Below are 12,194 nucleotides of genomic sequence, written 5' to 3'. Positions count from 1 at the left end.
CTACGGATTCGGGAAGGCAACTATCGTGTCATTAACGCGGCGGTTCCTGGCTATACTTCGGGGAACGAACTGGCTGGGCTTGCCCTCCAGATTTTGCCTTACCAGCCTGATGCAATTGTGGTTTTGAACGGGTATGCAGATTTAATGCTACCCAGCACTGAAAACGAAACGAATATCCCTTATGTAGAAAAATTTCTGAACAACGCAGCAGGACATCTGTGGTTTGACCTGACTCAGGACATGAAGCGCTGGCTCAATCAAACCTATTTAGTTAAAGCAACACAGTATTGGGTGTTGAAACCGCAACCGACTGTAGAGCAGCTGACGATGGCAGTGAGAGAAGAAAGCGTCCCTTTAGCACAACGTCTGCCAGCTAACACCACTGAGCTGGAGCGTCGGGTCAAGCGTTATCAAAATCACCAGACACAGATGGTTCGTCTGACAGCAGCAGCGCAGATTCCTTTGGTTTTGGTGGTTCAGCCAGAAATTACGGGGCGCTCAACCAATAATCTTTCTCTTAGAGAACGGGAGCTTTTAAGCGAACTCGGTTCAACCTACACCCAACGAGTGCAAGCCGGGTATGGACAATTAGACACAAAGACTGGGCAGTTACAGAGAAGTTTTCCGCAAAATGTGAAAGTGCTGAATTTTTACAAGCTTTACCAGAATTTCCCAGGTCAGGCTTTTTCAGACGCCATTCACTTGACGGATGAAGCCAATACAGTAATGGCAGATCGGCTCTACAAAACGTTTTTGGAGTTACCAAGGCTACAGATACAGCCAGCAAAGCAGCCGCAATAGGCAGGAGAGCGAGGGAGCAGAGGAGAGAACAAGTAATGTAGAGCCAAATTCTCCTCTATCCCTGAAGTTATTGTGCCTATCTTATAAAGATTTCTAAACCTAGGAAATATTCCCGCAGTTTTGCCTGCTAGCCGTCTCTCTACGATAAGTAGGTGGCAGGCGAGAAGCCTGCCTAAGAAGAGCGGCAGATTATTGATGCCTGGGAAATCCCTTAAGGGTTACAGTGGCAGGTCGAGTCCACTGGTGAGGTCTTCCATCCGCGATCGCATTGTTGCCGTGGATTTTTCGTAGGCATCTTTCATTGCCGCTGTTACAAGTTCAGCTAGAGCATCTGCTCCCTGATTGTAGGCGTCTGCTGAAATTTCTACCCGCAGAGGTTCTTGATTGCCGCTGAGGAAAACCTTAACGCTTCCACCGCTGCTCTCTCCCCCAATCTCCATTTGCTCCAATTCTTCTTGGAGCCTTTTGGCACCTTCTTGAACCTGCTGGGCTTTTTTAAAAGCTTCGGCTAGTTCTTTCATTTTGCCTAAGCCAAAGCCAAATCCTTTCTGTGTCATAACTATTAATGCCGTATGCGATAGACTTGCAAGCCAATTTCAATCTTAGTATCCCTGGCGTCTGGCGACACCTTTAAGCAGGCTGAAACTCACCTAAGATTTTCACTTCTGGTTCTAAGCACAGAGACCAATGCTGTTCCACTTGCTGCTGAACATAGCGAATCAAATGGAAAATATCGCTTGCTTTAGCACCGCCACAGTTGAGGATAAAGTTGGCATGGCGTTGGGCGACTTGGGCACCGCCAATCTGGTAGCCTTTGAGTCCGGTTTGTTCGATCAACCAGGCAGCTTTGTGAGAATCGGGATTGCGGAAAACGCTGCCGCAACTTGGCAAATGGTAGGGTTGAGTGGTTCGCCGTTGCTCTAGATGTTTGGCAGTTGTTGCCATAACTTGAGCTGGGTCGGCTCCCGGTTGGAGTTGGAAGGTTGCCTGTGTCACCAAGCGATCGCCTCCTTGCAGAATTGAGGTGCGGTAGGCAAATCCCAGTTGTTGTGGTGTCAAAATCTCAGCTTTTCCGCTGGGTGAGAGGGCTTGGACGTTGACTAAAATATCAGCGGTACAGCTGGTGTGAGCGCCTGCATTCATCACCACTGCGCCGCCGACTGTACCGGGGATGCCAACAGCCCATTCCAACCCTTGCCAACCGCGTTCTGCTGCCTGCCATGCGAGGCGGGCGATGGGTTCTCCGGCACCTGCACTCACCTGACCCGTTTCGGGGTCGAAGCTGGTGTGGCGGAGATGGCGAGTACAGATGGCTAAACCGGGAAGACCTTTATCGCTCACCAGTAAGTTTGAACCGGCTCCCAAGAGCGTGATCGACAATTCTTGATACCGCGCCCACTCAAAACTAGCTTGCAGTTCTTCGGTACGGCGGGGAGCTACATACCATTCGGCTGGTCCTCCCACTCGAAAAGAGGTCAGGCTGGAGAGGGGAGCTTGCGATCGCACAATACAATCGGTTCCTGGTAGGTAAAGCGGGGAAGAAGACTTGGTGGATTTTTTCTGGGGGGAAGAAGCGTTTACAACGCTGGCTGGATCATAAGAGAGAGTCATATCAATTCACAAATTTGAATGCCGAGACAGCTGAGGCCACAACATGAGTTTTGAGTAATTTTGAGTGAATCTGTTAGCTGGGAACTTCTTTACTCATAAGTACGACTTCAATGCAGCTAACGGATTCAGTCATCACCGATTACTTGAGACTGGCTTCGTCAGTTTTTTGATAGAACGCCATGACCTCAGGAATAATCTGATTTAGATTCCCCGCCCCCAAAAACAGAGCCAAATCGCCCGGTCGAAGGGTATCTGTAAGTAACTTACAGATGGATGGGAGAGACGGTTGGTAATGCACGTTCGGATGATTACCCGCCACTAATTCCGCGACTTGTTCACCGCTAATCTGCCCCAAATTAGGTTCTCCGGCGCTATAAATATCGCTGAGAATCACAATATCGGCATCTTTAAAAGATTGAGCAAATTCCGGTAAAAAAGCGAGCGTCCGGCTGTAGCGGTGTGGTTGGAAAATAGCGACAAGCCTTCGCGGCGGCAACACTTGCAAGCGAGCTGCTGACAGGGTTGCCAGAAGTTCGCTGGGATGGTGGGCATAATCATCCACAAAGTAGATGCCATTACGCTCGCCCCGCAGCTCAAATCGGCGGCGGGCACCCTCGAAGGTCGCGATCGCCTCTGCAATTACCTCAAAATCCATCCCCAGCTGACGACCCACAGCCACGGCTGCTAGGGCATTGCTGAGATTGTGCTTGCCTAGCAACTTTAAGGAGAGCTTCCCCAGAATTTCTCCCTGTTCCCAAACTTGTGCCTCTGTGCCATCCGCCCGATAATCCACCCGATCGACCGTATAATCAGCCCCAGAATCTCGCTGCAAGCTATAGCTGATTGCGGGTTGCAGAGAATCTCTAACTACAGCACAATCAATGCACCCCACCAAGGTTTTACAGCGTTTAGCGAATATCTGGAAGGTGCTAATCACCTCTTCGAGCGATTCATAGTGATCTGGATGATCCAGTTCAATATTTGTAATCACACCAATTGCGGCTGAGAGTCTCGATAACGACCCATCTGATTCATCCGCTTCCGCGACTAGATAGGGACCGTCTCCTAACCGTGCGTTGCCTCCCCAGGCATTCACTTCACCGCCTACCACGATTGTTGGGTCTAATCCTGCTTGTAGCAGTAAATACCCAATCAAACTGCTAGTTGTAGTTTTCCCATGAGTACCAGCGACAGCAATACTTTGGTAATCCTGAATCAAAGCTGCTAATAAATCAGAACGATGAAAAATCGGACAGCCTAATTCAATAGCTGCCCGATATTCAGAGTTTGCCGGATTGATTGCAGTTGAACAAATCACTTGGGGCAGAGCCATTGCCCTTAGGTTCGTAGATGACCCTCGATTACTCGACCGAGTTGCTCCAGTTTCTACAGGTTCCCTGGAGGGTTCCAGGCGATCGCTTATACCAATGACTGCCGTTGGTAATGCTTCGTAGGCTGAGTCCTCGGTTGGTTGAAAAAATTCCAAGTTTGCGGCGTCTTGACTTCCAAAAACATGAGTGCCAACGGCCTGCAAACGTTTAGTAATATGGCTGGAATGAATATCCGATCCAGATACAGGCAGCTTACGCTTGGCTAGAACGTAGGCGAGAGCTGACATTCCAATTCCACCAATGCCGATGAAATGAAACGGCCTCCCGGTAAAATCAACAGTATTCGGCATCTTAGCTCCTTACACACCACACCACACCAGGCTGCACGGATAACACGCGCTATCATATCAAGAATTGATTTTTCTTGATACAACCTTGCCAAGATTTACAGCACAATCCCAGAGCGCGATCGCAGAATCCGCTTTCGGTCGCTATAACTGCACTTTAGGTCATTCCTAAATAGAGCGGCTTCTATCATGGGATGGTTTTTATCTTTACACGTCAAAATGCATTTCAGTCCGGAAACTTCCTGCAAAGACTAACACCAAGACAGTAGCAGATCATCCGCATTTTTACTGCTTAACCTAGAGAATAGGAAACAAGCCACAACGGATCTTGTATGCAAAACTTGGGAATTTTGGGTGGAACCTTTGATCCCATTCACTGTGGACACCTGTTGATGGCGGAAACTGCTTTATCTCAAGCGGCTCTAAACCAGGTCATTTGGGTACCGAGTCGCTGTCCTGCCTACAAAGTGGCGGTGGAATTTGAGCATCGCGCTCAAATGGTGCAACAAGCGATCGCAGACCATCCAAACTTTGTTTTCTCGCCTCTAGAGACAAATTGCACCCGTCCAGATTATGCCATTAATACCCTTTTAGACCTCCAGATTCTCTACCCGAATAGCCGCTGGCACTGGATTATTGGCACGGACGCTTTCAGAACCTTACCTCGTTGGCATCGACGGCAGGAACTTGTACCCGCTTGTGAATGGTTGGTGGCACCGCGTCCAGAAGAACTGCCGATCCCGGTGGATGATAACCGAGAAAATTTGCTCTGCCAGCAGATTGTTCAACAGCTTGTCGCCCAAGAGTTGACGATTCGCTGGCAGTTGTTGAAAATGCCGAAAGTGGGCATTTCATCAAGTTTGATTCGCCACTATTGTCGCCAAAAACACTCGATTCGTTATTTAGTCCCAGAAGCTGTCAGAGTATATATTTCCATCCACAACCTCTACGGAGGCGAGATTTTAAATTAATTTGGAATTAAAATAATGATTCAAAATTATGAGCCGTTTTAATTTTGAATCATTATTTTAATGATTCTTGAATGCTTCAGAACGTCCCGATTCAGGCAGAGCATTCCCTTTGTCAAACAACGCTAATAGGTCATTTGGCTGGGGTTGAATGGCTGCATCATAGTTGGCGAGTGGGCGATCGCTTCTTGATACTGTCCTCTACTAAGCCTGTAGCCTCGTAAATACCAGGAGATGAAGTCGTCTCGGCTTTAAGTTTTAGCACTTAGTCAAAAGCTGGTAGCGCTTCTTTGTACTTAACCTAGCCTCCGTAACTCGCAAGCGAGGTTAAACAACTCAATCAGTGCTTTTAACTTAAGCAACCAGTTTCGGGGTAGATATGGAACAACCAGTTAGACTAGGCGCTGGAATGAGATCGAGTACCCTAAAACTTGCGATTTCTGTAGTTCTCAGAGTACCTAATGCTCCTACCGTCAAAAAATTGAAATTCTTCACTTTATGCTTTTAGGCACTATTCGTACCAAACAATAGCTACAAGTTTTTACAGGGATTAATAATAAGAAAATAGATTTAATTAGCAATTAAATCGCCTAAATCGGAGAAAAAAACCAATAAAATAATTATCTAGGCCAAAATTCAGCTCGCAAAAGCCTCAAAATCGGTTCACTTCCGCTTCGACTCGCGCCCCTTCCCATAGCCTCTAGCGGTAGAAGTTGTGCCACGCTGGAAACGAGCACGTCAGCGATCGCGCGGTTTCTCTAGATTTTGTCCTTTTTCCAGTCAAGAAAGATTCGTTTCGATCCACAACGGATTCGATTTAGGAGAATCGCTGCAAACCACTAGGTAGAATTGTTCAGCCTTTGCGATATGATTGGGGTCATTAACAGGAAAATTCTGTAGGTCACAAGACAGAGGGCAAGACGCTGTGATTAGAGTAGCGATCAACGGTTTTGGACGCATCGGACGTAACTTTATGCGATGCTGGCTGGGTCGGGAAAATAGCCATATAGAAGTCGTCGCGATCAATGACACTTCTGACCCAAGAACCAACTCCCACTTGCTGAAATATGATTCCATGCTTGGGAAGTTTAACGCTGATATCAGTTACGATGACAACTCCATCACTGTTAACGGCAAAACGGTCAAATGCACATCGGATCGCAACCCAGAAAACTTGCCCTGGAAAGATTGGGACATTGACCTGATTATCGAATCAACTGGCGTCTTTACCAGCAAGGAAGGGGCATCCAAGCATATAAAGGCTGGAGCGAAGAAAGTTCTGATTACCGCTCCCGGTAAAAACGATGATGGCACCTTTGTGGTAGGCGTCAACGATAAAGACTACGACCACGACAAGCACGTTGTGATCAGCAATGCCAGCTGCACCACCAACTGCCTAGCGCCTGTTGCCAAAGTGCTGCACGAAAACTTCGGCATTATTAAAGGCACGATGACCACCACCCACAGCTATACCGGCGACCAGCGCTTACTGGATGCTTCTCACCGGGATTTGCGGCGGGCACGGGCAGCAGCGCTCAACATTGTTCCCACTTCAACGGGTGCTGCCAAAGCAGTAGCTTTGGTGTTGCCAGAGCTGAAGGGCAAGCTGAATGGAATTGCTTTGCGGGTGCCTACTCCAAACGTTTCCGTAGTGGATTTGGTGATTCAAGTCGAGAAGCAAACCTTCGCGGATGAAGTGAACCAAGCGCTGAAAGCTGCTGCTGAAGGCCCTATGCAAGGCGTTCTGGAATACAACGAACTGGAGCTAGTCTCCAGCGATTATCGGGGTACCGATGCTTCTTCCATTGTGGACGCCAGTCTAACGATGGTTATGGGCGGAGACCTGGTTAAAGTTGTCTCTTGGTACGACAACGAGTGGGGTTACTCTCAGCGGGTTGTAGACTTGGCTGAACTGGTGGGTCAGAAGTGGAAAGCTTAAAAATGCTGAAAGCTTTGGCTTAGGGTGAGTTGTTGGTCGGGATAGACGCCGGTAGAGTCTCCTAACAAGACGTTTGAGCCGATAGTAATTTTCCCGACCACAGCAGCTCCTTTGCCCAGTCGTTTGATTAACGCCTGGGCTTTTTCTAACGGTAAGCACAGCACCAGTTCAAAATCTTCACCACCGTATAAGGCCCAATTCAGAGCTTGCTCGGCAGGCACGAGCTGAGTAAGGGCATGAGAAAGGGGAATTGCGCTGCGCTCGATATAGGCACCCACTCGGCTGCACCGGCAGATTTGCACAATGGCGTCTGCTAGACCGTCGCTGCTGTCCATGCCAGCCACGGGAATTTTAGATTTTAGATTTTGGATGTGGGATGGAAAATCTAAAATTTCCCACAAAAGCGGCAATACATCTAGCCTAGGCTTGGGACGCTGGTGAGCTTCGATTAAAGATGCTTTGTCAGTTTCACTGAGGTGTTGACCAAACTCTGGATGAAGCAGTAATTCTAGACCAGCTCGTGAGGCTCCGTGAACGCCGGTGACGACAATGGCATCCCCTACCTGAGCATTTGAGCGCCGAAGGATCTGAGTTGGTGAAGCTTGACCAAAGGCGGTAATCGCGACGGTAATCACCGATGAGCGGCAAATATCGCCGCCGACGATCGCTGTATTGTATTGTTGCAGGCATTCGGTGAGTCCCTGATAGAGTCGCTCAACCCAGGTGACAGGTGTATCACCCGTGACACTCAAACCTACAGTAATGCCCAGAGGCAGTGCCCCCATTGCGGCTAGATCGGATAAATTGGCAGCAGCAGCACGCCAGCCAGCGTCTTCTGGGGAAGTGGTGCGATCGCTAAAATGAGTTCCATCTACCAGTAAATCGGTTGTCACTACCAATTCTTGACCAGGCTGAAGGGTCATCACCGCCGCATCATCCCCCACAACTTCCGGCGGACAAAAGCGCTGCAATCGTTCTAATAAACCTTGTTCTCCAATATCTCGAATTTTCATGCATCTAAACTATTCAGTGTCTGATAGTTTAGCGGCTAGAAGAAACGCGATCGCTAAAATCGACTTATCCAGCAACATATCTGTCGTAGCTACCAGCAATTGTCCAAGCTCAGTCTCAAGATGACATTATCTGGCGTTTGGCAGTCTACCTCACCCGCAATCTTTTCTAAATTGGCAAAAAATCGGGACTAGAAGCCTTGTTCAGCATCTAATCCCGATTAATATATGCATTGTTTAAAACAATGGAGAATTAGGACTTAGCAGCTTGACGGCGGCGGCGAGAAACCACTAAAGCACCCGCTACCATTCCTAAACCCGCCAGAGTTGCTGGTTCAGGCACGCCTCTGGTAGCGACTACCTTATAGTCAGGACCGTTGTAACCACCTTCTCCCTTGAAGTTAAAGCTTGACAGCCGGAGACCCTTAGCCTTCTTTGACGCCTTCAGACCTAAAGAACCAACCTTTTGATTGAAGTCGATTTCTGTGGTGTTGAGACTGTACTTAGCATCCGTCCACATGTTTCTGGTAATCTTGAACTCTTCTAGCACGATTCCAGATTCATCCAGAGACTGAACCAATAGATCGCTGTTCCCAGGAGCCTTATCGTCCTTAGTAAGAGCGTTGCCTCGTTCCCAGAAGAAGAATGTGTCTGTTGCCGTTCCGAAGAAAACTTCAATTATAGATGTTCCACCTTTCTCTAGTTGGTCTTCAGTGTCAATGATGCTGTTGAGATTCAGGTTGCCTAAGCTAGCAACGATATCAGCAGCAGTCGGGTTTTCCTTTTTGGGGCCTTCTGGCAGGTATGTATCGATGACAGTCTCATCGCCGTGCTCGGAACTGCCTGGGCCAGTACTTATGCCATTTTGGATAATTTTGGCATCTGTAACCAGCGAGAAATCTTTGATCGTAGTGGAACCAAAAGTAACTGCTTCTAATTTGATATCTTTCTTGGGGTTAGCAGGTTTTGGAGAGTAGGTGGTAGTGAATTCGAAAAAAGTGAAAGCCTGAGCTGAAGTCGCGGAAAAAGCTAGAAGGCTGCCAGCCATTAAGCTCATGAAGGCTGAAGTCTGTTGAAGTTTCATCTGGTTCACCTTAATTGATCCGAAGTTCAAGATTTTTAATGTCCGCATATTTAGGGATTGAGCCGTGTTGCTATTTTTTTGTTGAACCTAGTAGTTTGCTTGAGTGATACGGATGAGTGCGTTGAAAACTACTTAAGCACCTGATGAACGAAGACCAATTACCTAAGAGATGACTCTAACTTTTAGTAGCAAACTCAGGAGACCGCGTAAATATGCTTGGCTTTGTTCTTCCTAATATAGGGAATCATTCGAGAGGATAGCAATCATTCGGACGTATCTTTACTGACTCTTTAACATCAGCCGTAGTTTCTCCAAAAACTTGTAAAGTTGGTGTGAAGTAAGGCTTTAGAAGCGGGAATATATATGTATCCGGATTTTTAACGATTAAATAAAAACAATTTTTGGAATTTCCGGGAAAATACGGTTTACTAATTTCATACCATTTAAAAATAAATTAAATATACGAATAAACACTGAGATACTAAGAATTCAAGTGTGGGAAATACCGAGAAATTAACTTTTAAACTTGCTAAAGGTAATAGTTATTACGAGAAAATACTTAAAAAATAAATGTGAAAACGGGCGAAGCCCTTTCCACGTTGGGGATAAACCCCTAGTTAAGGAAAGGAATGCTTCGCCCGTTTAATTTCCAGCCAAAAAAACGGATTGTATCAGGCTATGGTAATTTTAGAGATACTTTAACCAGTTATTCAAGCGGATTTTAAACAATTTTGTGCTTCCTGGGCTACTTGCTCGACTTCATCATTCGCTAGAGCTTCTAATGTTGAGCGTGCTTCTGCTCCACCTAGACGCTTGAGTGCTTGTACGACCCGGTAGCGAATCTGCCAATCCGAATGGGTGGAGTACGGAACAATGAGGGGAACTGCACGCGGATCTCCCAGTTCTCCCAGTGAAGAGATAGCAGCAGTTTGGACTAATTCGTTCCCAGAGGTAAGGGCTTCTTCTAGTAGTTCAAACCCTCTGCTGTCGCCCATTTCTCCCAAAGCAGCAACAATGCTGAACTTAACGAGCCACTCTGGGGTTTGGTTGTAAACTTGCTGCAAGTCCTCAAAAGCTTCTTTTAACTGTAGCGCTCCCAAAGCATCAGCAGCGGCAGCTTGGACATCTGCTTCCGAGTCATTGAATAAGCGATCGCGCAAAACACTCAAAGATGTTTGCAAATCTTCTTGTCCCAGAGTATCCATCTGGCTGACTGCGGCATATCTAACGCGGGTGTTGCTGTCTGTCACAGCTGGTTGCACCAGCTCAAACGCGATCGCCCTTTCCAGCTGGCGCAGCTGGTTAATACCGCGAATGCGATCGCCAAAATTTTCTGAACCCAGTAATTCTTTAACAGACTCAGGGGTAATGCTCATTATTATTTGATTATTGATTAGTTTTCAGTTGTCACTCGTTATGAGTCATTAGTCATGAGTCCTTTGCAGCAAACTCCCAATGACTAATGACCAAGATTAATCCACCTCAGATGCCATTGCCCGCACAATATCCCCACGGGTGAGGATACCAATCACCTGAGCATTTTTATCAATCACCGGCAAGCGGCGAACATTTCGCTCGTGCATCAGCGCCGCAGCTTCCCGTAAAGGTTTCTCGGCTGTAATGGTAATGGCATCGTGGGTCATTACTTCCCCAACCGTTTGCCCCAGAGACTTGTGCAGGTCTCGTTCAAAGGTGGCTGGATTTTGCAGGTAAATCACGCTGTCTAGAAACATGATGTAAGCCGGGGGAGTCACCCCTTTTTCTTGCCACATCAAGTCAGTTTCCGAGATAACGCCCACTAATTTGCCAGTTTGTTCGACTACTGGCAGACCGCTGATGTGTCGTTCTGCCAAGATTTGGATGGCCTCCTTGAGAGGCGTTTCAGGCCGTACCACGATAGGGTCGCGGCTCATAACATCGGCTACAGTTTTGGGCATACAAGGCTTAACTGCTGTCACAGGATAACTGGCTTAATTGTAAGGAATTGCAGGGATCAATTGTCCTTTGTCAGTTATCAGTTGCTGTTGACGAATCGCTAAAGTCGGTTTCGCAGTAGGCGCGGAGGATATGCGTACAGTTTGCGATCGCGCCTAAATGGGCAATCTCATAGCCGTGCGTGTTTTGCGTCGGAAACGCCAGACACGCAGCACGGGCGACATGACCAAACTTCATCGCAATTGAGCCATCGCTGCCAAAACCGCTCAACGTCGCCAATTGCACGGGGAGCTTCAGATTCTTCGCAACTTGCCGCAACTGACGATTTAAAGCTTCATCGTAGATCCCGTAACCATCTTGGGAAAGCAGCACCGGCGCATTCCCATCAGCGATTGGGTATTCCGGAGCCAAAGGACAGATTTCCAGCGCAATCAAAGCATCTACACGCTGCTTCTGAGTAAAGTACATTGCGCCAATTGCCCCGACTTCCTCTTTCGCAGACGCCACTAGATAAATATCAACTGGAGGCTGTTTTACCGTTTCAGCCAGCGCTAACAAAATTGCGACAGACGCTTTATTATCCAGGGTGTAACTGGCAATCCAATCCTTCAACCGCACGGGACGCTTGCGATGCTTCCCGACTACCATGCGGGTTCCCGGTCGAATTCCCGCTATTTCTAATTCTTCGGACGTGCATTTGGTTTCCACCCAAGCATCTTCCCAGCGCACTGGTTTGTCTTCTTGCTGGGATTTTTGAGGAGATTCATGGGAGATGTGGCGCGATCCAAAAGAAAGAATCCCGGTAATTGTTTGCTCGTCTCCCAGTAAATCTACAGCGCCCTCGCCATAAACCCAAGGAAACGCACCTCCCAGCCTGCGGACTTCCACCCGTCCCTCGTCGCCGACTTGTTTGACAATTCCGCCAATTTCGTCTTTATGGGCGGTGATAGCGATGCCTCTGTCTTGCTTTTGTCCGGCAATTTTTGCAATGATATTCCCGGCATTATCCTGCCAGACTTCGACCCCTAGCGCTTTAAATCGACTCATCAACAATTGGTCAATTTCTTCTTCCGCACCGCTAGGAGAATGATGCAGCACTAATTCTTCAATGGTGTTAAACAGATTGTCGTAATCCAACAAAGCCATGCCTAAAAGTATGAAGTGTGAA

The 12,194-nt window shown here is 47.6% G+C and carries 12 protein-coding genes; 4 read left to right on the top strand and 8 right to left on the bottom strand.

Annotated features, from left to right (window positions below):
- A partial coding sequence (locus tag H6F50_RS13810; RefSeq protein WP_190429133.1) for an SGNH/GDSL hydrolase family protein occupies window positions 1–801 on the top strand: 801 nt, incomplete at its 5' end.
- Between the two features lie 218 nt (window positions 802–1,019).
- Here H6F50_RS13810 and H6F50_RS13805 read toward each other — a convergent pair.
- The 3 genes from H6F50_RS13805 to murC all read right to left on the bottom strand — a co-directional run bounded on the left by H6F50_RS13805 (window position 1,020) and on the right by murC (window position 4,093).
- Window positions 1,020–1,358 carry a YbaB/EbfC family nucleoid-associated protein gene (locus tag H6F50_RS13805; RefSeq protein ID WP_190410563.1) on the bottom strand — a complete coding sequence of 113 codons (339 nt, stop codon included), beginning with the start codon at window positions 1,356–1,358 and terminating at the stop codon, window positions 1,020–1,022.
- 73 nt (window positions 1,359–1,431) lie between these two features.
- A complete protein-coding gene (gene murB, locus H6F50_RS13800) occupies window positions 1,432–2,412 on the bottom strand; it encodes a UDP-N-acetylmuramate dehydrogenase (RefSeq protein WP_190429132.1) in 981 nt (326 codons plus the stop codon).
- Between the two features lie 139 nt (window positions 2,413–2,551).
- On the bottom strand, window positions 2,552–4,093 hold the full coding sequence (gene murC / locus H6F50_RS13795; protein ID WP_190429131.1) for a UDP-N-acetylmuramate--L-alanine ligase: 1,542 nt from the start codon (window positions 4,091–4,093) through the stop codon (window positions 2,552–2,554).
- Between the two features lie 329 nt (window positions 4,094–4,422).
- Here murC and nadD point away from each other — a divergent pair, with 329 nt between their 5' ends.
- From nadD to H6F50_RS13780, 3 genes are all read left to right on the top strand, one after another.
- A complete protein-coding gene (gene nadD / locus H6F50_RS13790) occupies window positions 4,423–5,061 on the top strand; it encodes a nicotinate (nicotinamide) nucleotide adenylyltransferase (protein WP_190410560.1) in 639 nt (212 codons plus the stop codon).
- A 71-nt stretch (window positions 5,062–5,132) separates the two neighbouring features.
- The gene (locus H6F50_RS13785; RefSeq protein ID WP_190410559.1) at window positions 5,133–5,282 is read left to right on the top strand and encodes a hypothetical protein; all 150 of its coding nucleotides are present in this window, start codon (window positions 5,133–5,135) and stop codon (window positions 5,280–5,282) included.
- A gap of 701 nt (window positions 5,283–5,983) precedes the next feature.
- Entirely contained in the window at window positions 5,984–6,997 is a 1,014-nt protein-coding gene (locus H6F50_RS13780) for a type I glyceraldehyde-3-phosphate dehydrogenase (protein WP_190410558.1), read from the top strand.
- Here the strand turns inward: H6F50_RS13780 and thiL are convergent.
- The 5 genes from thiL to H6F50_RS13755 form a co-directional block, all read right to left on the bottom strand.
- Window positions 6,994–8,010, bottom strand: a complete 1,017-nt coding sequence (thiL, locus tag H6F50_RS13775; RefSeq protein WP_190410557.1) for a thiamine-phosphate kinase — start codon at window positions 8,008–8,010, stop codon at window positions 6,994–6,996. The two genes, H6F50_RS13780 and thiL, sit on opposite strands and share 4 nt — an antisense overlap.
- Before the next feature lie 250 nt (window positions 8,011–8,260).
- A complete protein-coding gene (locus H6F50_RS13770; protein WP_190429130.1) occupies window positions 8,261–9,091 on the bottom strand; it encodes an exosortase-dependent surface protein XDP2 in 831 nt (276 codons plus the stop codon).
- A gap of 710 nt (window positions 9,092–9,801) precedes the next feature.
- A complete protein-coding gene (gene nblB / locus H6F50_RS13765) occupies window positions 9,802–10,467 on the bottom strand; it encodes a phycobilisome degradation protein NblB (protein WP_190429129.1) in 666 nt (221 codons plus the stop codon).
- 96 nt (window positions 10,468–10,563) lie between these two features.
- Complete coding sequence (locus tag H6F50_RS13760) at window positions 10,564–11,028, bottom strand: CBS domain-containing protein (RefSeq protein ID WP_190410554.1); 465 nt, start codon at window positions 11,026–11,028, stop codon at window positions 10,564–10,566.
- 70 nt (window positions 11,029–11,098) lie between these two features.
- The gene (locus H6F50_RS13755; protein WP_190429128.1) at window positions 11,099–12,172 is read right to left on the bottom strand and encodes a M20/M25/M40 family metallo-hydrolase; all 1,074 of its coding nucleotides are present in this window, start codon (window positions 12,170–12,172) and stop codon (window positions 11,099–11,101) included.
- Between the last annotated feature and the right edge of the window lie 22 nt (window positions 12,173–12,194).

The organism is Coleofasciculus sp. FACHB-712 (assembly GCF_014695635.1).
Lineage (GTDB): Bacteria > Cyanobacteriota > Cyanobacteriia > Cyanobacteriales > FACHB-T130 > FACHB-T130.
The sequence above is the reverse complement of the archived record's forward strand: the minus strand, read 5'-3'. Positions and strand labels throughout refer to the sequence as shown.